This window comes from Aerosakkonema sp. BLCC-F183, from assembly GCF_041929145.1.
Classification (GTDB): Bacteria; Cyanobacteriota; Cyanobacteriia; order Cyanobacteriales; family Aerosakkonemataceae; genus Aerosakkonema.
Genome location: NZ_JBHFNU010000099.1, coordinates 18,798 through 40,749 on the forward strand (window position 1 = coordinate 18,798; position 21,952 = coordinate 40,749).

The following is a 21,952-nucleotide window of genomic DNA, read 5'->3' on the forward strand; positions in this document are numbered from 1 at the left end:
CTAAGAGGGATGGGGAATTTCGCGGTTTTGTTAACATTGCAATGTTTGGCATCTAGAAATACTTACGAGGAATGACGCTTGGCAAATTGTCTTGAATCAGCTTGACAATTTGCTCAAATTGATATTGGTTAGCGAGTTCCATTAGACCAGTACTGAGTTGAGCGAGTTCTGGGGATAGTAGATCTACGAGTTTAGCGATCTCAGCATCATCTCCACATAGCGCAGCATCTTCTAATTGAGTCAGCCATTCTTCTGGCAATGCCGCCAAAAGCTTTGGATCGAGGGAAACTGCGGGAGAGGAAAGAGAGGATAGGGAAGAGGAATAGCGATCTTTTTCCTCTTCCCGATAGACATACTCTAAGCCCAGGTATTCCGCCATCTTGAGAAAAAGGGTTTGTTCTCGGAAGGGTTTGCTGATGTAGTCGTTGCAGCCAGCTGTGAGGGCGAGGGTACGATCGCTCTGGGAAGCCTGGGCGGTGAGGGCAATAATAATACTGTTCTGCCCACCTTCCATTGCCCGAATTTGCTTGGTGGCTTCGTATCCATCTAGCACGGGCATCCGAATGTCCATCCAAGTTAGGTCAGGTTGCCATTCTTGCCATAGTTCTACTGCTTCCTGTCCGTTGGTCGCTTCTTTTACCTGCAATCCCAATTGTGTCAGCAATCTGACCATCGGCAAACGATTTTCGGTGCGATCGTCAACTACCAAAATGCGATAATGCGGTTGACCGGGAGCTAACCCAATTACGAGGCGATCGTTGTGTTCGGGTATAATATTGACTCCGCTAGTTGCGGTGACGGGAAGGGTAAAGGTAAATGTACTTCCCTGCCCTAAAGTGCTGCTGACAGAAATTTCACCGCCCATCAGTTGCAAGAGTTTGCGGCTAATGCTCAGACCTAGCCCAGTACCGCTGGCCGATCGCTTTCCGGCTTGGGCTTGCACGAACGCATCAAAGATGGTATCAAGTTCTTCAGCCGCAATCCCTACACCAGTGTCAGTGACGGTAAACTGGAGAAGATGCCGAGTTGTAGTTGCTGTATCTGGATCGGAAGGCAGAGTTTTGACGTACAAAGTAATACTTCCCCGTTTGGTAAATTTGATCGCATTACTCAGAAGATTGAGCGAAATTTGGCGCAGTTTTTGCGCGTCGGCAAGAATAAATTGGGGAACTTCAGGCGCAATCTCGAAATAAAGGTCAAGTCCTTTAGAACTTGCTCGTTCTGCCAACATATTGCGGAGGGAATGCAGCAGCAAAATTAAGTCAAATTCGCTCTCTTCAATTGTGCTGTGTCCGGATTCGATTTTGGAGAGATCCAACACATCGTTAATCAAATTCAAGAGGTGATCGCCACTGCGACGAATTGTTTGCAGGTCTTCTTGCTGGCTGGGAGTTAGAGAGGGGTCGCGAGTCATTACCTGGGCAAATCCTAGAATCACGTTGAGGGGAGTGCGTAATTCATGGCTCATATTGGCGAGGAAGATACTTTTCGCCAAATTTGCTGCTTCTGCGGCTTCCATTGCCTGTCGCAGCGCCAGTTCTTTTTGCTTGCGATCGCTAATATCTTTCATGAAGCAGTAATGACCCAGGAATTGGTGCCGATCGTCGTAAGTTGCTACTATCACCAATTGTTTGTCAAAAATCGAACCGTCTTTGCGAATCCCTTTGGTTTCAACTTCAACTCTGCCGTCTTGCATCATCTGGCAATAGGCGGCAACCAGTTTTTCCAATTCATCCAGATGTACAGTATTTTGCCAGGGCATCCCGATCATTTCTTCTGGCTGATAGCCTGTCATGTCAGCATAAGCTTTATTGACGTAAAGGTAATGTCCTTGCCGATCCAGTTTGGAAATGCCGGAAAGGGCATTTTCCATCACCTGACTCATTTCTCGCAGTTCTGCTTCTGCTTGTTTGCGATCGGTGATATCTTCTGAAAAACCAAGCAGATAATCGGGTTGATTCCGATCGTCATAAATGGGAATCTTCACGGTATGCAGCCAACGTTTACCGAGATTGTGACTATCGATGACTTCTTCGCGAATATCTTGGACAGTGCCCTTGGCAAAGACTTCTTTATCCTTTTGTAGGAAAAAGTTTGCTTGTTCGATGGGAAAAAAGTCGCAGTCACTTTTGCCGAGCGCTTGTGCGGCTGAAATTCCAAATAACTGTTCGCTAGTTTTATTCCAAAACTGAAATACACCAAAGTTTTCAGGATGTCCATCCTTGACAAAAATCGCAACTGGTAGATGATCTAAGAGCGCTTGTAAGAAATTGCGAGTTTGTTGAATTTCTAACTCTGCTTGTTGTCGCTGGTGAATTTCCCTTTGCAACTTAAGATTGGCTTTTTTAAATTGATAGACTTGGCGTTCGCTAATTTGTATAAGATGCACTACTAAGGCACATAGCCAAACTAAAAGTAAGCCGCCTATTAACACGACATTTGGCAAAGGAGATTTCACCTTTGCTATTAATGTTTGACTGGGAGAAACTTCTATCCGCCAGTCTGCATTATATGCTCTAACTACAACTGTTTTCCGAAGTAAAGATTGAGATGCAATCCCTTCGCTATAAATTAAATCTGCGCTATCGTAAATGGCAATGTTATAGCCAATAGGCACTTTCAGAATACTTTTAAACAAATTTTGAAAACGAAATACTCCGAGAATAAACCCATCAAAACGTTTTTCTACAAATAAAGGAAATATTGCCAAAAATCCTTTTCCACCTTGAGCTAGTGAAATATGGCGCGTTAAGATAGGTTCGCGCAAATCGCGAGCTACCTGCAAAGTGATTTTGCGACGAAGTTCCCGACTCAAATCTAAGTTTTTTGCTGCTTCATTTCCCGCTAGCGGTAACACCCACCGCACTTTAAATGATGAATCGACCCATTCGATCGCTTGACAATCATAAAAATATTTTATATAAGCATCAGCATCGGCTTGCCAAAGAGCTTGCGATCTACCGCCACTCACTTGCCAGCGATTTGCCATTTGCCGAAGTGCCAGCATCCGTATTGATAATTCTTTGCTCAGTTCTGACTCGATCGCATTGGCTTCTTGTTGAATTAGCTGCTCAATATGAAGTTGTTCTTTGACGTTTAGTTGTTGCCATACAAGTAAAACGACAACAGAAGCCAGCATACCAAACAGGAGAGGTAGCAGTCTTTTAATAAGTGTTTGGCATAGGGTTCTCATTAGTTTAATCCGAGCGATCTCCATAAAGCATCGTGTATTTATAGTATATCAATATTTTATATTTATTGCTTTACATAGTAAATTAAATGTTCCAAATATCAGATTTGATAACTTAAAAAGTACAGTATCGATCGATTATAATAAATTGACAAAAAACGATCTAAGCTATGGACAGTATAAAGCTTGTTAAACTTTGGCGTCAGCATTCAGCCATCAGGTATCAGCGTATAACTTGGGGAGGAATTAACCGTGAGCAGTTTAACAAAAGATACGGGAAATTAAGCGTTCTCAGTCGCCTTGGCTGACGGCTGATAGCTGAATGCTTACACTTTGGCACAGCGCAAATTAAACATTTAACTTACCCCCTAACGAAGAAAGTTGTTTCTTTATACTTGCTATTGTAACCAAATTCCCAGATGTCGATAAACTCTTTCTGTGAAGTTCATAAACAGGCATTTCTTGCCAGCAGTGACGACAAAACCAATAGACATCTTGGTGGCGAATGTGACGCAGCATTTGATGCGAGCAGCAGGGACAGTCTGTCATAAAAACCTCGTTTATTAAAAAAGCAACTTTGATGACACGAGAAATATCAATTCTGCTTGAATAAGATGAGGGGCTCTCGCATTTGAGGGACAATCGATCGGCCAAAATCATAAATTTTATGGCCAAATGCTTTGGGCCTCTATGTCACAAAAATGCTTAACCGAGCAGTATTGCGAGAAACATAGTGTCGATCGAGAAGCGTTAAGCTCAGTTGCACCACGAATAAACTTACTGTAGAGCTAGAAAATAAAGATTTGGTAAAAAATATAACTTTGTTAATGTATAGAACAAAATCTAAATATTTCGTAATAAATTAACGGCAGAGAGCGCGAGATCGAGCCTTGATTTTTGATGGTACTGCAATCGCTCAAAATATGCGATAATGTTAAAAGCGTATGGCAAACACTGTTTCAGCAGTATAGATTGTCCTTGCGATCGATCTCACAATTTATCTTCCATCCCAAGGCATTGGCAATTTGAACGGTAAGCATGAGTGGATCGATCGGGTTCAAAATCACTACTTGCAGTTGATATCGTTGGAACCAAATTTGTTGGAAATCAACCCATTTCGATCTGAGCGCTAATAGCACCACAGGAATTCTCTCTGTTTCAGGTTGTTTTTTGAGGTGCTTGACAAATAGCAAACCGTCTATTTCATTTAGGCAAAATTCCAAAATAATAGCATCTGGCCGATCTAGACTTGCCTGTCGCAAGCCTTCTAAAGTTGAACTAACAGATCGCACGTTCCAACCGCCTAAATCAGTCAAGCAAGCCTGGACTATCTCCCGTATATTGGGTTCTTTGTGAATCAGTAAAATTCTGTTGGCGGTCATTTTAACTACTGATAAAGTATTCATATAGGTCAGCAGGAAAATTTTTCCTATGGGAAGTAAGTAGCCTGGAGTTACATAAAAAGAGGCTAGCTCGAAAAGGTAAGGAATTAATAAAGATTTTGTTCTATCTACAAACTATTAAAGTTATACTCCCATCCTAAAAGCTCTGCCACTTCTTCCGTCAGGATGGTGGGTCGGATCGGTTTGGCAATTACTCCAGCTACTCCCATGCGATCGAATCTGGCGCGATCGCTGGGCAACACTTTGGCTGTCAGCAGAATGACTGGGATAGATGAGTTTGCCGGATCGGATTGAAGGCGATCGTACACAGCAAATCCATCCATTCCCGGCATTGATATATCTAGCAAAATGGCATTAGGTCGTTCTGTTTTGAGGATCTCAAAACATTCTTCTCCCGATGCTGCCCCCAGTGTTTCCCATCCGGCTAGGTCTTCCAAACACGTCCGCACCAGTTCGCGGAGGTGTTCTTCATCATCAACTACGAGAATCTGTCTGTCTGTCATTCCATTTTGGATTTTAGATTTTGGATTTTACATTGATTTTACAATTGGATACTAGGTAGGGGTAGGGTAAAGAAAAAAGTGCTGCCTTCACCTAAGATACTTTCAGCCCATATTTTTCCACCATGCCGTTCGATAATACTGCGGCAGATTGCCAATCCTAAACCAGTTCCTCCTTTTTCGCGGGAATCGGAGGCATCTACCTGCTGAAATCGCCCAAAAATTAATTCTAGTTTATCCGCCGGGATACCCCGTCCCCGATCGCTGACTCGAAATAACACAAACTCGGTCTGATGTTCGATATTGATGCGAACTGTGGAATGGGCAGGCGAGAATTTTATCGCATTAGTGAGCAAATTTGTCAAGGTTTGAACGATCGCATCTGCGGCTGCCCATACTTCTGCATCGGTGGGGGTAAAAGAGAGAGAGATTTGTTGTCGATCGGCGATCTGTTGTATCCCGTTAACTGCTTGCTGGATCAAATCTGTAGCTTGGCAAACAGTTTTCTCTAGAACTGCGCTGCCGGACTCTAGCCGCTCCAAATCTAAAATATCATTAACCAGGTTGACTAAACGATTGGTATCGAGTAGGGCAATTTCGATCAGGCGTCGAAATTTTTCTGGTTTTTTATCGTAAATCCCACTTTCTAATAGTCCCAGTGACATTTGAATTGCGGTTAAAGGCGTGCGGAGTTCGTGGCTGACAATACCAATAAATTCGTCTTTAATTTTTTCAAGTCTTTGTCGTTCCGTGATATCTTCGCCAATGCTAATGGTTCCGATAATATTTCCTTCTGAATCTTGCAGGACAGTATTGTGCCAAGCAATCAATTTTTCTTCACCAGATTTGGTCAATATGGCATTTCGATAATAGAGATGGGAGTAGCCGTTCAGTAATTCCGAGAAAACGCTTTGAATTGATAGTTTAATAGAGCTAGGTAAAAAGTTTTCAAACCAATTCTTTCCTAAAACTTCTTGGCTAGTGTACCGTGTGAGGCTGAAGAAGAAAGGATTGGCGTAGTTGACATTTCCCGCTCGATCGAATCCGACGACGATCGACTGCACGTTATCCAATAGCGATCGCCAGCGTCGTTCGGCTTCTCGGATTGTGGCTTCTGCTTGTTGGCGTTCTTGCAGTTCGGTCTGAAGTTGTCCGTAGAGTTGGGATTGCTGAATGGCGATCGACAATTGGCTGGCAATTTGTTGGAGTAATTCTACTTCCCAGGATTGCCATTCGCGAGATGTTGCATTTTGGTAGACAGCTAATAAGCCCCAAAGAGTTTTTTCCGCAAAAATTGGAAAAATTGCATAACTTTTGGCTTGAAATTGTTCCAATAATTGGATATGACAGGGTTGCAGTCCAGCCCTGTAAATATCATTCACAATAAAGTTTTCGTTATAGCGGAAACGGCCTCCTTGAGTTTCTTGCAGATAGGTATCTGTCCAAACTTTTTGCCCCTCGCTTCCTACCAGTTTTAGCCAATTTTTACCAACTGATTCTATCACAAAATCGCCACTCCAATCAAGGTTAAAGCGGTAAACAACAGCACGGTCTGTTTGTAAGATTTCCCTTACTTCCGTAACAGCAGTATTCAGAATGATATTGAGTTCTAAAGATTGGCGAATCGCTTGAGTAACGCACCAGAGCAACTGTTCTTTTCTAGATTTCTGTAATAATGCTTTTTCCGCCTGTTTGCGATCGCTAATATCATTGTTAATTTCCAGTATCTTAATTACTTTAAACGCATCATCTTTTTGCACAACCCAACGGCTGGATACAGTAATAGGTCGATCGTCCTTAGTCAAATGAATAAGTTCTCCTTCCCAGTAACCTTTTGCCAACAGTTCGGCTTCAATTTCTGTCAAGGGCTGAAGAAATTGGGTTTTTAACAAACTGTGCATTTCTTGACCAAATGCCTCCGCTTTTGTCCAGCCATACATAGACTCGGCTCCCTGATTCCAAAAAGTGATAACCGAGTTTAAATCCCAGGTGATAATACTATCGTGGGCGAGGTCTAAAAGTTGCGCTTGTTCTTTTAATAATTGATAAGCTTGCTCTTTTTCTAGTAAAGTAACTAACAGGCGAGCGTTTACTTCGGTTAGTTCTTTTGTTCGTTCTATTACTCGTTGTTCGAGTTCGGCATTGAGTTTTTGTAAGGCAATTTGTGCTTGTTTGCGCTTAGTAATTTCTTCTGAAAAAATAATGATGCCGCCAATCTCCTCATTTCCCTTATACCAGGGAATTATTTCCCAACGAATCCACAGCTTCTGACCATCTTGCCGTTCCAAAAAATCTTCTTCGCATTGTTCGCTCGCCCCTGCTAAACAGCGTTGATGAATCTGTCTCCATCGGTCGGGAATTTCGGGAAATACTTCGTAATGCGAGCGGCCAATAATTGATTCCACCGATTCTACTTTGTAATCGTAAACCCAGCGCTGGCTGGCTATCAAATAATGCAAGTTGCGGTCAAATATGGCCACACCAGCCGGAACATATTTAAAAAATAAGTTTAGGGTTTTTTCCCTTTCTTTTAGGGCGATTTCTGCTTGTTTGCGCTCGGTAATTTCTTCGCAAACGGTACTGATACCAATGATGCGATCGCCATCTTTTAAGGGGAAAAAGTTCTCTAACCAAACTCGCTGCACCCCTGGTTGAGATGGAGTTTCCCCGCAGATTTCCACATTCAAAATGGGTTGCCCCGTTGCGAAGATGGAACGCAACAGTTGTTCGGCAGTATCGGCTAGATTCGGTAATAGTTCGGCCACTGTGCGACCGATATGTGCTTCCACAGAAAACCCGTTCATTTCTGCCAGTCGCTGGTTGATTCGCACGAAGCGGAGGTCGGTGTCCAAAACGCTCAAACCAATGGGAGCCGATTGGTAAATGGCTTCAATTTCAGCTAGTTGTCGCTGAAGTTGAATTTGAGTTTCTTGGAGAGAAATTTCTACCTGTTTGCGTTCCCTTAGTTCAGTTTGTAACTGCTCAAATAAATCGGCTTGTTGGATGGCAATTCCAGCTTGAATTGCTATTTGTCGGATCGATTCGATTTCATAATCTTGCCATTGGTGGGGAGCAGTACAGTGATGAGCAGCCAGCAATCCCCATAATTCATCTCCCACCAGAATCGGAGCAACCAAATTAGCTTTAACTTGGAGATTGGCCAAGAATTCAATGTGACAGGGATTCAGACCGGAATTATAGATATCCGATTTGACCGTGATTAAGCCTTTTTTGAAGGGTTCGACATATTGTTCGCCAATGCAAGGATCGTGGATTTGCAGGGGTAAAAGTGCCATGCAGCCGGCTTTGACCGACTCAACCACTACTTGACCGCTCCACCCTGGAGCAAACTGAAATACGATCGTCCGATCGCATTGCAAAAACTCTCGCATTTGCTCTACTGTAGTTTGAAGAATTGCTTGCAAATTGAGCGATTGGCGGATGCGCTGGGTCATTTCCATCAACAAGCGTTGTTGCTCGACTTGCTGATGCAGTAAGGTTTCTGTTCGCTTGCGATCGTCAACGTTCGCAACTGTGCCGATCATTCGCACGGCTTGACCTGCTTCGTCATCAAACCTTTGTCCTCGTCCCTCAACCCAGTGAAGGCTGCCATCTGGCCAAATGACGCGAAATTCATGCTGATAGATGCTTTTTGTTTGCAAAACTTGCTCTATCGCCTTATTTAAGTCTTGCCGATCTTCAGGATGGACACGCGCATCAAAGGTTTCGTATTTGCCATCAAAAGTCCCAGGTTCTAATCCCAATAACAGTGCGTGTTCCGGCGACCATTTGATTTCTCCCGTGACTAAATTCCAGTCCCACATCCCCATCCGCGCCGCCGACAAAGCTAACCCCAGTTGTGTAGCGCTATCCTCTAAAATCTCGGCATTTTGCTGAATTAATTGCTGATTGAGCCGCTCAATCTTTTTTTTGCTCTCCTGAAGATGGCTGGTGAGTAAATTAATGACTGTCCCAACGAGGAGAAAAATGCCTAACCGCAATATATCCCCCGGTTGAGCGGGCCAAAGTTGATCGACGGGGACAAAGAAATAGTCGATCGCCAGCATCGAAAGGACAACCGCAACACTTCCCGATCGAAAGCCGCCGTACCAAGCAGTGACTATGATGGCAATATAGAACAGCGGACTGATGATGGGTGCGAGCAGTAGTTCCAGCCACATAGACACCAGAAGTGCGATCGCCGTTGAGCCAATGGCAACTCCGTAGGCTAAAAATTGCCGATTAGATCTCATGGCTACCCTCTCTCCTTAGCCATTTGGCTAATAAATTTGATTTTCTTTACCAGTTTTTTACTTTTTGGCTTTAGGTTTAATATGTCGAAAATTCGGTGAGATAAAAATGTCGCCCAGAAAAGTCTTGTTTGTTCACAATAGTATAACTATTTCCGACCTTATGCAACATGGGTTGGAAAACATAGAATTTAGTAATATATCCAAAGCCAATTCACTTAAATCAATGCTAATGGAAATGTTACTTAATTCTCCGGAACTGATTGTTTTAGATTTTGATTTTTCAGATATGAATGGGGTGGAAGTTGTAAAAATTATCAGAAATTATTTAAATTTCCAAGCTGATGTAATAGTTTTTGTCAAGAGAAATTTAACTGCCTACGAACAAAGGATGTTGGCTGAATTAAAAGTCTCGAACATTATACATAAAGTATGTTGTTAAGCCAACTAAATACTATTTGACTTCCTAATTTCTAGCGCCAGCGAGTGCGCTCAATTCGACTGAGTACCCGTGTCACGAGTTCTGGCCCCAATACGGGTTTAGTGATGAAATCATCGGCTCCGGCAGCAAAAGCTTGACTGAGAGAGTCTGCATCGGTGTGAGCAGTCACAACTAAAATCGGTAAATCACCCTGCTGCACATCCTGTCGCACCACCTGGCACAACTCCAGCCCGCTGACTTGTGGCATCTGGAGATCCAGTATGATTAAATGGGGAGAAGTTTTCAGCAGCATCTGCCAAAATCGTTGAGGTTCGCTTAAAGCGATCGTTTCCAAACCCCAAGGCGTTAGCAATGCGGATAAGTAAGTTAGCATTGTTGGGTCATCGTCAACAATTAACACTTTGGGTTGTAAAGCTTGATTTTTAGGTAAAACGCGGGCGATGGCTCGAAAAATTTGTTCGCTCGTGGCAGGTTTATGTAGAAATTGTTTAGCGCCTAATCGCGATACCGCTAAGCGATCGGCAAGGCTATCTCGTGCGGTAAATACAATCACAGGAAGGTGAGGCGATCGCTCTTTTAGTTCTTGCAGCAGCATCAAACCATCTTCCTCTGTTTCTGGGAAACTTAAATCCAATAAAACGACATCGAGGACGGACAGAGCAAGGCGCGATCGTGCGGCTGCTAGATTGGGGGCAATTTCCATCTGCAATCCCCAATCTTCCGATTCCGCTTTTAATCGCTCAGTCAAAGCCGTATCATCATCGATCGCTAACACCCGATAGCGGCAAACAGTAGGAATCGGTGTAGCCGTAGATGTGATAGGTGGCTTAGCTAATTCCTCCTGTAATGCTGTCACCACTTCAGACAATCGAGTGATTTCTGCCGGCGCGAACGGGCGATCGTTCATGAGCAAATGTTCAGCCGATCGCGCCAGTTTCGATCCTTCGGGATAACCGAAAGAAGCCAGAGAGCCTGACAATTTATGGGCTTCCTGCTTTGCTGTTTGCTGTAATTGGGCTGCTAAATTTCCTGCTAATAATGCAGTTTTTGCCTGTGCCAATACAGCAATTTGTTGCTTAAATACTCCCTGAAACCGTTCTAATACTTTGTCGATCGCAGAGCGATCTCCCACAGAAGATTTATGTTTTCGGGTGTTATCTGTGCCAGAATTATCTACACTTGACGATGCCGGTTGGGGATAAGGCTTGAGTCGATATCCCATCCCATAAACTGTTTCGATCATTTCTTCGGCTAAACCGCCTGCTTTGAGTTTCTTTCGTAAATCTTTAATATGAGTAATAATGGCGCGATCGGTAGGCCCATCATCAAATCCCCACAGACGATCCAGAATCACACTGCGGCTGAAGATGCGATCGGGGTTTCGCATAAATAATCCCAGCAGATTATATTCTGTTGCTGTCAGCGAAATGACTTGTTCGCCAAAGGTGACTCGACCGGAATCGAGATCCAAACAAAGATTTCCCCAAGTTAAGGTAGTGGATGAATCCTTCCCCATACTTCCTGGGGGGAATGCGTTACTGCGTCGCAATAATGTCCGTATGCTTGCCAATAATACTTCCGTAGCGCAGGGTTTGCTGATATAACTATCGGCTCCTGCATCAAACCCTGCCACCACATCCGCATCGGAATCGTTTGCCGTTAGCAACAGGATCGGTTTGGGGTAGTTTTGCGATCGAAGTTGCCGACATAAGCTAATTCCATCTAGTTTTGGCACCTGGGCGTCCAGCACAATCACGTCATACTCAAGTGCAGTTGCCAGGTTTAGCCCAGTTTGTCCATCGCTCGCCACATCGATCGCATAACCATTTGCCTCCAACACCTTTGCCAGTGTAGCGCTCAGCAATGAATCTTCTTCTACTAACAGAATTTTTATGAAAGATTTCTTCATTGTCAATATGGGCTTTACAAAAATTACTGGAGAAGTCACCAGCTATACTCAGGTTTGGCGAACAAAGAAGCCACGAGCGATCGGCCTATGAGTTTGATGCACCAAAGGCAATCACAATTAAAAAAATTATATCAATTGCGGTACGATTGCTGAAAAAAAATTCGCCTACTTATGCTGGGCGACGATGCTGTGCATTGGCCACTATACTTTAGATAAATCCGGGTCTGTTACCTCCTTTTTCCGCCTCAATTTTCTTCTCCAAATCTCGCTTTCCCCGCTTCGACCAACAATAACGGGGGTAATCACAGCGGATTTAGTATTAGTGCGATCGCAAATTGTGGTAAACTACAGAAACTAAAATTTTGCACCGAGAGGCAGAGCCTCTATGCTCAGTAACACTACTGTAAGTGCGGAGGAATTTATGGAACAACTAGCCCAACAAGGATGTGTACCTTGTATTGGTGGTGAATCTGCCATCAGCGAAGCGGAAATTGCACAAATAAAGCCGCAAATACCCGATTGGAATATCGTTGAGGAAGAAGGGGAAGCGCGTCTGCAACGAGTTTACAAGTTTGCCGATTTTAAAACAGCGATCGCTTTCACTAATAGCGTGGGCGATGCAGCGGAAAAAGAAGGACATCACCCAGCTTTACTGACGGAGTGGGGTAAAGTAACAGTAAGTTGGTGGACGCATTCGATTGGCGGTCTGCACAAAAATGATTTTATCATGGCAGCGAAAACGGATGCGATCGCAACTGAGTTTATCCAAAAGTAAAATCAAAAGTCACGCACTCCCCCCGCACCCCCCGCACTCCCATCTCCCACGGAATCGAAAATGAGCAATCAATCCGAAACACCCATAGCTTTGTGCCGCACTCCCCTATTTGAACTGGCGGTAGAATTGAAAGCGCGGCTCACTCCCTTTGCCGGATGGGAAATGCCTGTGCAATATACTGGCATTACGCAAGAACATCAGGCGGTGCGAACAACTGCGGGTATCTTCGATATCTCCCACATGGGCAAGTTTACCGTCCGAGGCAGAGAACTGATTCAGAAATTTCAATATTTAGTACCTTCCGATTTAAGTCGCTTGCAACCCGGTCAAGCTCAATATACTGTCCTGCCGAACACCCACGGCGGTATTTTAGATGATATTATTTTCTATTACCAAGGGTCGGATGATTCTGGCGAGCAGTGGGGTGTAATTATTGTCAATGCTGCCAGTAAAGCAAGAGATAAAGCTTGGTTATTGGCAAACTTGGAATCGGCTAACGTTACTTTACAAGATCTCTCCAAAGATAAAGTTTTGATCGCCGTGCAGGGGCCGCAAGCTGCGGCATACCTTCAACCATTTGTCAAGGAAAATCTTACTCCCATCAAAGCTTTCGGTCATTTGGAAGCAACAGTATTGGATAAACCCGCTTTTATGGCTCGGACTGGTTATACTGGCGAAGATGGATTTGAGGTGATGGTTGACCCAGAAGTAGGGGTACAACTGTGGCGCAGTTTGGTAGCGGCGGGTGTGGTTCCCTGCGGTTTGGGTGCTAGGGATACCCTGCGTTTGGAAGCGGCGATGGCACTTTACGGTCAGGATATCGATGATAATACCACGCCTTTGGAAGCTGGGTTAGGTTGGCTGGTTCATCTGGATACGAAAGGAGATTTTATCGGTCGTTCTGTTTTGGAACAACAGAAAGCAGTTGGAGTGCAGCGTCGTTTGGTTGGTTTGCAAATGGAAGGACGCAACATTGCACGTCACGGTTATCCAGTATTGCACAATGGGGAAAAGGTGGGTGAGGTGACGAGTGGCAGTTGGTCGCCTACACTGTCAAGTGCGATCGCGCTTGCCTATGTTCCCACAGAATTAGCTCAAGTCGGTCAGCCACTGCAAGTAGAAATTCGCGGTAAGACTTATCCAGCTGCTGTGGTGAAAAAGCCTTTCTATCGTTCTGCTTCTCGGAACGGTTAATTTGGCAAAACCTCAAGAAAAGAAACCGGGTTTCTTCACAAAAATTCGAGGTGATTGGCTGGAATTGGCCAGAAAACCGGTTTCTAGCTCATCTGAGTTGGCGAGTAGGCGATCGCAAATAAATTATGCTTATTTTTCTAAAATCTTAAAATTTATTAACAAAAAATCAGTAGGTAAAATGGCGACTGCATCACAAGTACCGTTAAACAGCGATCGCAAGCTATGCTAAGAGTTTGTTAGAAAGTAAAAATGCCACCTTGCCAGCAATTTCTCAGGCAATGCGATCGGAAGCGCGTCAAGGGACAGAATTTTTAATTGAAATTTGCATTAGCTCAAACAAAACTCAACCGCAAACAAACCCTTTGACAGCTAAAATATCTGAATCATAGTTAGGCAAAATATGTTAAAAATTAATTTATTGAATCGCTCAGCATTACGCAGGCTTACAATTCTCGCTCTCATCCTCAGTGCGATCGTCGGTTGGGTGTGGTTCGCCATGATTCGGATGCCGGGAATTAGTTATCGCGGACAACTGCAATCTCTAAATTGGCAGGAAATCAAATTAGAAAAAGCCTTGCGTCAGGACGTGCAAAAGCTAGTTCGCGAACTGCAAGAACATAACTTTTCATCTTACAATAATTTGGTAGAGGTGGCTAACTTTTTAGAATCAAATTTAGCTAATGTCGGTTACAAAGTAGAACGTCAGCAATACCAGTTAGCTAACCGCAAGTACGATAACATTGAAGTAGAAATTACCGGCACAAAAACACCAGATGAAATAGTTGTCATCGGCGCTCACTATGACTCTATGCAAGGTAGTCCCGGTGCAAACGATAACGGTACTGGTGCGGCGGCTGTGTTGGAATTGGCGCGTGCATTTGCAGGTAAAAAAACTGACCGCACTCTCCGTTTTGTGGAATTTGTGAATGAGGAACCGCCTTTTTTCCAAACTCCGGATATGGGAAGCTTAGTTTATGCCAAACGCAGTCAAAAAGCAGGCGAGAAAATTGTTGCTATGCTCAGCTTAGAAACAATGGGTTACTATTCCGATAAAGCGGGAACTCAGAAATATCCATTTCCTCTAAATTTGGTATATCCTTCCTCTGGAAACTTTATTGCATTTATCGGTAATATTAAATCTGGAGACTTGGTGAGAAAAGCGATCGCATCCTTTCGTCGCCATGTCCAATTTCCCTCCGAAGGCGCAGCTCTCCCCGCGCAAATTCCCGGTGTCGGTTGGTCAGATCAGTGGTCTTTCTGGCAACAAGGCTATCCGGGAATCATGGTCACAGATACCGCTCCCTATCGCTATCCTTATTATCATACCGCACAAGATACACCAGATAAAATTGATTTCGAGAAATTGGCGCGGGTAGTCGCTGGTTTAGAAAGCGTTATTGCCGATTTGGTGATACTTGAGATTGACGAACCAGTTGAGCAAACTCGTGCAGAGTTTTAGTGTAGCGATCGCCCCCAAGCGAGATAAGATCTTCGTTATGATCCGCACCCTCTATCCATAAAAAACGCTTTGGTTGATTAGCAGTAGCAAAAAGCTGTTCTCCGTGCGAGAAAGGAATTACTGAATCGCTCGTTCCATGTATTATTAAAACCGGACAGCGTACCATTTTAATTTTATCAATATTGGCAAACTTATCGAAAGGTACAATAGGGATGCGCGTCACCACAAGAAACGCCTTCGTGAAAGCACTTTCCAAAATCAAACCCCCAACTGATTTGCGCGAAGCCAAATCCACCGAAGGCCCACCACCTACAGAGCGTCCGTAAACTATAATGTTTTGAGTTGGGATATTCAGCTTTCTTGTCAAATAATCGTAAGCCGTATCGACATCTTTATAAGCATTGCTTTCAGAAGGCGTACCCTGACTCGTACCGTAACCGCGATAATCGTAAGCAAATACAGAAAATCCCAATTCCCTTAATTCTCTCAATATAGGCAACATATCCCCCAAATCTTCCGCATTGCCGTGACTGTATAAGATAGTGTAAGTAGCTTTAGAATTGGGTAGGTAAATAGCCGATATTTGCACGCCATCAGCAGCAATCAGCTTCAAAATGTCCTTAGTGTCTTGATAGGTGGATGGTGGCGGTTTAAAAATCATCCAATCCGTGAAAAAGTAGCCGTATATACAAAGAGAAACATAAACAAAAATGATAGAACGTATCAGTCGTTTTAGGGAAAAGTCACCTATTAGTAAATGTTTGAGCTTTTGCTTATCCATTTTTAAATTTATTGGCTCTGCCGTTTTTGTGGCGATCGTAGGAACTTATCTAATCGTAGGGTGGGTTAGGCACGGGCAATAATTTTAGTAGTTTCGATCGATAATTTAGTTCCCGTGCCGTAACCCACCATCTCACTCAACTGTAACATTAAAGAACATTTTTACCCATAAATCCGCCACAGCCAATTTATTTAATAAAGATATAGAATAACCGAGTTTCTCAACAAAAAATCTAGTTTTTGAAGTTTAGACATTTGCGATCAACCCGGTTTTTGAAGCTCATCGAAGGATTTGCTGAAAACAAATCTTTCTAGAAACTAAAGGTAGTCCGAACAACAGGCACATAAGTTGTTGGGTTAGTCTTAAAGCCTTCGGGATTAAAAATCACAAACAAACCGGGAGTGATACTAATACGATCCGAGACTTTAAAATTGACATATCCCTCCACCTGATAAGGGGTAGCCGTTTCAGGATTATATGCTCTGCCGCCAGCTGAATCGCGAGAGAGAGGACTACCAAAAATAATCCCCGCCGTTCCTCCCTTGGTAAATAAATCCTTGAAATGAACCCCAACTAACCAACTCATAAAATTAGTCGAGGCATCAACATCAGTGAGATTACTAAAAATGTAGGTAAATGAACCAGCGAGAGTAACAGATGGATTCAACTTAAACGCAACAGAACTACCGAAAGTATCAAGTTGAATTCCTTGATTAGCAATTGCTACCAAACCTGACCCATTTGCCCGCGCTAATTCATTTGCATTGGGTGCAAACAAAATCGAGCCAATATCAGACGAACTCAGTCCCGTTCCCAAAATATTGATTTGGTGATAACTATGAGCGTAATTCAAACCAATATCGAGATTTTTGGATGGTTTAACTGTTAGTTGAGTTGCCGCCACGTAACTGCCATTAAAAAGACCCGCTCCTAGAGGAGTACCGGGAAATCCTTCATTAGTGGGAAGATTTGCTTGCACCGAGCCATATAATCCTCGCAAGTCTAATTTGTTGGAAATATTCCAGATAAATCCTGCGGCTGATGCTAATCCAGTTTGTGAAGTACCTCCAGATACCCGTTGCGCTGCTGGAAGATTGCTGAAGCGAGAAATAGATCCTTGTCCTTCTCCCGCAAAAGGCAGAATAGAGGGGAAAGCATCAGTTACTTCTGCATTAGTTCCTGCAAATAGTGTTAACTTGTTTGCCACAGGAAAAATGTAGAGCAATTTATAAAGATTGACGCTGTTGTTGCCACCAGTAGTTTCAAGAGTGGAAGGATTAACTGTTGGGAATTGCGGTTCGTAAGATAAGCGTACATTACTAGCATTTCCAAAAATTACATCGCCATAACCTAGTGTTCCAGCAAGGCTACCACCACTTGTAAAAGAAGGAAATGCCGCACTTGGTCCCCCACCAAAATTGTAAGCCTGAAGTCCTGTAATCAGTAAATCTTTGCCCGAAAAACTGGTTAATAGGTTGAGTCGAACGCGATTGTTAAAAACGATATTTGCATCTTTGCCTGCCTGGGGTATTGCCCCCGTCCCATCATTGGTATTATTGATAAATGAATTATTTCCGCCTGGGTAAGCAGAATAGGCACTCGCTACGCTAAAAATTGCTTCTCCACTCAACTTAGTTGTAGTTGAGAATTGTTGTCTTTCTAACTTAGCGGTACGAGTTTCCAGGACATCAACTCGCCCTCGGAGTTTTGTTAGTTCATCAGAAAAATCCTGCTGCAATTTTTCGATTGTAGCTAAGTCTTCTTTATCGATCGAATCTGGTTTTGTCGCTGCCACCAACTCAGTTATCCTGTTTAAACAGGCATTTAAACCCGCTGCAAATTCATAACGGGTAAGGGCACGATTGCCGCGAAAAGTTCTGTCAGGATAGCCCTCAATGCAACCATAGCGTTCCACCAAAGACTGTAGTGCCTGAAATGCCCAATCGGTCGGGTTCACATCTGATAGTTGCGAAACCGATGTAACTTGACTGAGTGGAGCTTCCGATGAAGCTAATTGAGCCAAAGCAGGAAGAGAGTTGAGTGGAACAACACTAAGCGCTAGGAAAGGAAAAAAAATTTTTCTGATACCTTGTAGATAGTAATTCACCTGCATTCCTCACACACAAAATCTAGCCATCGTAGTAATACTAAACCGTGGTTGACTATGATGCAATAACTATAGATTTAGAAAAAATTATGATAATCATCAATTATTGTCTTTTATAGATAAGCTTTGAGCGGGAAAGGAGTAAGCGTGTTTGGGATGGGGCTGATTTTCACTAGACATCTCCAAAAATTCTTGTGGGGTAGGCATCCTGCCTGCCGAGAGAGATTCTTTTCTGGAGAGGTCTACTGAAGGTTTTTGCCTGTCGGTACTATACCTTGACAAAAGAATTTAATTGTGCATACCTTTGAATAGCAGCGATCGCGATTTCCCTATGAAACAAAATTAAACAAAATTACTCAAATTGTAATCCTCAGAAGAAACCTGGAAGCGACGCTCCTTTAGATGTGGTAAAAAATAGCTCGAAAATCAAAGATGCAAGCCCGAAATCTGACTGTAATCAACAGCGATATCGCCATAAAAAGCTACCCAAATAGGTAATTGCCGATGACATTGTTACCTTTGCGATTTTGGCCTATCATAGGAACTACCTGGATTGGCTTATTGATTTGCTATCCTACAACAGCACAAATTATTCCAGATCGTACATTGCCTAGTAGTTCGATCGTCATCCCCCAAGGTAGTACCAGTTTAATAGAAGGCGGAACCACAACGGGTAGCAATCTATTCCACAGTTTCCAAGAATTTTCCGTGCCAACTGGCACTACGGCTTACTTTAACAACGCTTTGGATATTCAAAACATTTTTACTCGCGTGACGGGTGGCAATGTTTCAAATATTGACGGCTTAATTAAAGCCAACGGTGCTGCTAACTTATTTTTGCTCAATCCGAACGGCATTATTTTTGGCCAAAATGCCCAATTAAATATCGGTGGTTCATTCCTAGCAACTACTGCTTCAAGTTATCGCTTCGCTGACGGGATAGAATTTAGCGCCACCAATCCCCAAGCTGCACCGCTACTCACCCTCAGCATACCAATAGGCTTAGAATTGGGAGCCAATCCAGGGCAAATTATAAATCGTTCCAGAGTGGGATTGCAAGTGCAACCTGAGAGAAGTTTAAGTTTAGTTGGCGGCGACATTCAACTAGAAGGAGGTTTTTTGACTGCCAGTTCAGGACGAATTGAATTAGGCAGCGTCAAAGATAGCTTTGTTTTCCTCTCACCAAACTTAACATTGGGATATGAAAATATAAACAACTTTGGAGATATCCAACTTTCCGGAGGTGCTACAGTTAACGCTTCTGGTATTGGTGTTGGCAGTATTCAAATACGAGGTGGAAAAGTCACCTTACAGGAAGGTTCAACCCTACTTGACGAAACTTTGGGCAATATTGATAGTGGCGGTATCGATATCCAAGCGACTCAGTTAAGTCTGACAGATGACTCATTCCTTTCCACAACAACTCTGGGGGAGGGAACAGGAGGAGATATTAACGTCAGCTCTACTGAAAAAGTAGAACTAACTGGCGTGGGATTTCATAAATTTGAACAGATTGTTATCATCGGTGGCTTCTCTGGCTCACGTCGCCCAACTGACCGAGTAACTGGCTTTTTTGCCGGAACTCAAGGAGAAGGTACAGCGGGGAACATCACCATTGAAACCCCAGCATTGTTACTTCAAAATGGAGCAGCGATCGACAGTTCTGTATTTGGTAGCGGCAAGGGGGGTAATATCAATATCCGCGCCGCCAATTCTGTCGAATTAGTTGGTTCTGGTATAGTAAATACGATTGCGTTGAGGAGCGTGGGAGCCGGCGGGGAAATAGCGATCGATACCCAGCACCTGATTGTTCGAGATGCTTCATACATCACTACCACAACTTTCGGAAGTGGGAACGCAGGAAATATTAGCATAAAAGCTTCCGACTCTGTGGAATTACTCAGAGCTCCAGATGGGATTTTTGTGCAAACTGCGATCGCCAGTAACACTTTTGCTACAGGAAATGCTGGAGATATTACGATCGACACCCAACGGCTGATTATCCGAGATGGCGCGGGAATAACTTCTCTTAGTGACAGTCCGATCCCTGGGCGGTCAAATGCGGGAAGTGGCGGTTCTTTGACGGTGCGAGCAACACAAGAAGTGGAAGTGAGCGGTATTTCTGGGCTTTTAGCTAATGCTATACAGAAGAATAGCAGTTTCTTGAACAGTGGAACATATACATCTGCATCTGGTGGCAATCTCAGCATTAGTACCGGACGGTTAATTGTCAAAGATGGGGGAGTAATTTCGACGGCAGCTTTGAATACTGGGAGATCTGGAGACTTAACAATTAATGCCGATCGAAGCATAGAAATAGATGGTGCAATAGGTCAGCGTCGCAGCATAGTAGAAGCCTCCTCTGGCAGTATTGGGGGCAACCTAAATCCAAGACGAAATCCAGAAGCCACAGGCGATGGAGGCTCTGTTACTTTAGTAACACCTGAATTAATTGTCTCTGATGGGGGATTGATTAATGTCAGCAGTTTAGGTTCTGGGAAAGCTGGTACTTTGACGGTAGTTGCTGATGCAATTCGGTTGTCAAATGGAGGAGCGATCAATGCTTCTACACTTTCTGGTGCTGGGGGAAATATTATCCTGCAAACAGGCTCTTTGCAATTGCGTCGGCAAAGTCAAATTAGTACTAATGCTGGCAATGCAGATGGTGGCAATATCGATATTAATACAAACACTCTCGCCGCTTTAGAAAATAGCGATATTACTGCCAATGCTTTGTCAGGTCGGGGAGGTCGGATTACGATTACAGCAAAAGGTATATTTGGAACGAATGCGCGATCGCGCACAGAACTGCAAACTCTATTAAACTCTGACAATCTCGATCCCAGCCAATTGCCTACCAGCGATATCACCGCCATTTCCCAACAAGATGCACCCCAACTACAAGGGACTGTAGCTATCAACACGCCGGATGTCAACCCCAGTGCTGGTTTGCTGGAGTTGCCAGTGCAAGTTGTCGATACCTCCGATCGCATTGCCTCTAGCTGTTCCTCCCGCCGGGGGAATCAATTTGCGATCGTGGGGACTGGCGGACTGCCAACAAATCCCTACGACTACCTCAGCAGTAACACTTTTTGGTTAGAAAAGCCGGTATTCGGTACTGGGGAAAATTCTTCACTCACTACCCACTACCCATTACCCACGACCCAAATTGTGGAAGCTTCTGGATGGACGATCGCCCCAGATGGCCAAGTTACCCTCACTGCTGCTGCACCCACGGTGACGCCACCTTCCCTAAATCCCCCTTCGTGTGCGGTAATAGAACTTGAGTAAGAGCGATCGCAACCGAGAAAAGTAGTACACTAAAAAGCTGTTCGAGTCAGCTTTGAGCAGAAAGAAATCGATAAACCCGTATTAATAACCAGCATCTGCCAATTTTTGCCTGCGTGCAAATACTGAATCTGCTTGCGAAGCTACCTAAAACTGAATGTTTTACTTGCATAGTGAGGAAGTGAAATGTCTCTAGAATATCCCGATGACCTGAAGTACCTCGACAGCCACGAGTATGTGCGACTGGATGGCGAGATTGCGACGATCGGTATCACCGCCTTTGCCATCAAAGAACTGGGCGATATAGTATTTGTGGAATTCCCAGATATCGGCGAAGCGGTGACAAAGGGAGAACCTTTCGGAAATGTTGAGTCGGTCAAAGCAGTTGAAATGTTAAACTCCCCAGTCACGGGTACTGTTGTGGAACGCAACGACCCCTTGTTAGATGACCCGGAAGTTCTGGGGGATGACCCCTACGGGGAAGGTTGGTTAATTAAGGTTCGCGTCAATGACCCAGGTGAAGTAGACGATGCTATGACTGCTGATGACTATCGCGCACTGGTAGATGGCGATTAGGGATTTTAAGTAAAGTAGGGTGGGCAATGCCCACGATCGCGGAAGCGATTTGTTAACACTGATTTTACTAGACATTGC

The 21,952-nt window shown here is 43.9% G+C and carries 15 protein-coding genes; 8 read left to right on the forward strand and 7 right to left on the reverse strand.

The genetic code is table 11. The features are described from left to right. Positions 1–52: 52 nt before the first annotated feature. The 4 genes from ACE1CD_RS28965 to ACE1CD_RS28980 form a co-directional block, all read right to left on the reverse strand. Entirely contained in the window at positions 53–3,193 is a 3,141-nt protein-coding gene (locus ACE1CD_RS28965) for a PAS domain S-box protein (protein ID WP_374826998.1), read from the reverse strand. A 956-nt stretch (positions 3,194–4,149) separates the two neighbouring features. Then, the gene (locus tag ACE1CD_RS28970; protein ID WP_374826999.1) at positions 4,150–4,572 is read right to left on the reverse strand and encodes a response regulator; all 423 of its coding nucleotides are present in this window, start codon (positions 4,570–4,572) and stop codon (positions 4,150–4,152) included. 128 nt (positions 4,573–4,700) lie between these two features. Further along, positions 4,701–5,096 (reverse strand): response regulator, encoded by a 396-nt coding sequence (locus ACE1CD_RS28975; RefSeq protein WP_374797849.1) that lies wholly within the window; start codon positions 5,094–5,096, stop codon positions 4,701–4,703. Positions 5,097–5,134: 38 nt separating this feature from the next. Beyond that, positions 5,135–9,346, reverse strand: coding sequence for a PAS domain S-box protein (locus ACE1CD_RS28980; protein ID WP_374827000.1), 4,212 nt, complete (start codon positions 9,344–9,346; stop codon positions 5,135–5,137). Positions 9,347–9,452: 106 nt separating this feature from the next. Between ACE1CD_RS28980 and ACE1CD_RS28985 the strand changes: the two genes are divergently transcribed. Beyond that, complete coding sequence (locus ACE1CD_RS28985; protein ID WP_374797845.1) at positions 9,453–9,785, forward strand: response regulator; 333 nt, start codon at positions 9,453–9,455, stop codon at positions 9,783–9,785. Positions 9,786–9,816: 31 nt separating this feature from the next. On the opposite strand, the gene ACE1CD_RS28990 is transcribed toward ACE1CD_RS28985, so the two are convergent. Continuing rightward, entirely contained in the window at positions 9,817–11,694 is a 1,878-nt protein-coding gene (locus ACE1CD_RS28990; protein ID WP_374827001.1) for a response regulator, read from the reverse strand. 421 nt (positions 11,695–12,115) lie between these two features. On the opposite strand from ACE1CD_RS28990, the gene ACE1CD_RS28995 reads away from it, so the two are divergent. The 5 genes from ACE1CD_RS28995 to ACE1CD_RS29015 are packed head-to-tail and all read left to right on the forward strand — an operon-like array spanning position 12,116 to position 15,122. Then, on the forward strand, positions 12,116–12,469 hold the full coding sequence (locus tag ACE1CD_RS28995) for a 4a-hydroxytetrahydrobiopterin dehydratase (RefSeq protein ID WP_374797900.1): 354 nt from the start codon (positions 12,116–12,118) through the stop codon (positions 12,467–12,469). Positions 12,470–12,529: 60 nt separating this feature from the next. Further along, entirely contained in the window at positions 12,530–13,663 is a 1,134-nt protein-coding gene (gcvT, locus tag ACE1CD_RS29000; RefSeq protein ID WP_374797841.1) for a glycine cleavage system aminomethyltransferase GcvT, read from the forward strand. 1 nt (position 13,664) lies between these two features. Beyond that, on the forward strand, positions 13,665–13,892 hold the full coding sequence (locus ACE1CD_RS29005; RefSeq protein ID WP_374827003.1) for a hypothetical protein: 228 nt from the start codon (positions 13,665–13,667) through the stop codon (positions 13,890–13,892). A 4-nt stretch (positions 13,893–13,896) separates the two neighbouring features. Beyond that, positions 13,897–14,052: a hypothetical protein gene (locus ACE1CD_RS29010; RefSeq protein ID WP_374827004.1), complete on the forward strand. Its 156-nt coding sequence runs from the start codon at positions 13,897–13,899 to the stop codon at positions 14,050–14,052. A gap of 11 nt (positions 14,053–14,063) precedes the next feature. Next, entirely contained in the window at positions 14,064–15,122 is a 1,059-nt protein-coding gene (locus ACE1CD_RS29015; protein WP_374827005.1) for a M28 family peptidase, read from the forward strand. Here the strand turns inward: ACE1CD_RS29015 and ACE1CD_RS29020 are convergent. Together ACE1CD_RS29020 and ACE1CD_RS29025 are read right to left on the reverse strand one after the other, a co-directional pair. Further along, on the reverse strand, positions 15,058–15,903 hold the full coding sequence (locus ACE1CD_RS29020) for an alpha/beta hydrolase (RefSeq protein WP_374827006.1): 846 nt from the start codon (positions 15,901–15,903) through the stop codon (positions 15,058–15,060). The genes ACE1CD_RS29015 and ACE1CD_RS29020 overlap by 65 nt on opposite strands. Before the next feature lie 310 nt (positions 15,904–16,213). After that, entirely contained in the window at positions 16,214–18,010 is a 1,797-nt protein-coding gene (locus ACE1CD_RS29025) for an iron uptake porin (protein WP_374827007.1), read from the reverse strand. A 504-nt stretch (positions 18,011–18,514) separates the two neighbouring features. Between ACE1CD_RS29025 and ACE1CD_RS29030 the strand changes: the two genes are divergently transcribed. Together ACE1CD_RS29030 and gcvH are read left to right on the forward strand one after the other, a co-directional pair. Beyond that, positions 18,515–21,301, forward strand: a complete 2,787-nt coding sequence (locus tag ACE1CD_RS29030; RefSeq protein WP_374827008.1) for a filamentous hemagglutinin N-terminal domain-containing protein — start codon at positions 18,515–18,517, stop codon at positions 21,299–21,301. Positions 21,302–21,484: 183 nt separating this feature from the next. After that, complete coding sequence (gene gcvH / locus ACE1CD_RS29035; RefSeq protein ID WP_374797827.1) at positions 21,485–21,874, forward strand: glycine cleavage system protein GcvH; 390 nt, start codon at positions 21,485–21,487, stop codon at positions 21,872–21,874. Positions 21,875–21,952 lie beyond the last annotated feature (78 nt).

Excerpts from the sequence above, each read along its gene's own strand:
- ACE1CD_RS28965 (WP_374826998.1), bottom strand. The coding sequence starts at position 3,193 with ATGAGAACCCTATGCCAAACACTTATTAAAAGACTGCTACCTCTCCTG.
- ACE1CD_RS28970 (WP_374826999.1), bottom strand. The coding sequence starts at position 4,572 with ATGACCGCCAACAGAATTTTACTGATTCACAAAGAACCCAATATACGG.
- ACE1CD_RS28975 (WP_374797849.1), bottom strand. The coding sequence starts at position 5,096 with ATGACAGACAGACAGATTCTCGTAGTTGATGATGAAGAACACCTCCGC.
- ACE1CD_RS28980 (WP_374827000.1), bottom strand. The coding sequence starts at position 9,346 with ATGAGATCTAATCGGCAATTTTTAGCCTACGGAGTTGCCATTGGCTCA.
- ACE1CD_RS28985 (WP_374797845.1), top strand. The coding sequence starts at position 9,453 with ATGTCGCCCAGAAAAGTCTTGTTTGTTCACAATAGTATAACTATTTCC.
- ACE1CD_RS28990 (WP_374827001.1), bottom strand. The coding sequence starts at position 11,694 with ATGAAGAAATCTTTCATAAAAATTCTGTTAGTAGAAGAAGATTCATTG.
- ACE1CD_RS28995 (WP_374797900.1), top strand. The coding sequence starts at position 12,116 with ATGGAACAACTAGCCCAACAAGGATGTGTACCTTGTATTGGTGGTGAA.
- gcvT (WP_374797841.1), top strand. The coding sequence starts at position 12,530 with ATGAGCAATCAATCCGAAACACCCATAGCTTTGTGCCGCACTCCCCTA.
- ACE1CD_RS29015 (WP_374827005.1), top strand. The coding sequence starts at position 14,064 with ATGTTAAAAATTAATTTATTGAATCGCTCAGCATTACGCAGGCTTACA.
- ACE1CD_RS29020 (WP_374827006.1), bottom strand. The coding sequence starts at position 15,903 with ATGGATAAGCAAAAGCTCAAACATTTACTAATAGGTGACTTTTCCCTA.
- ACE1CD_RS29030 (WP_374827008.1), top strand. The coding sequence starts at position 18,515 with ATGACATTGTTACCTTTGCGATTTTGGCCTATCATAGGAACTACCTGG.
- gcvH (WP_374797827.1), top strand. The coding sequence starts at position 21,485 with ATGTCTCTAGAATATCCCGATGACCTGAAGTACCTCGACAGCCACGAG.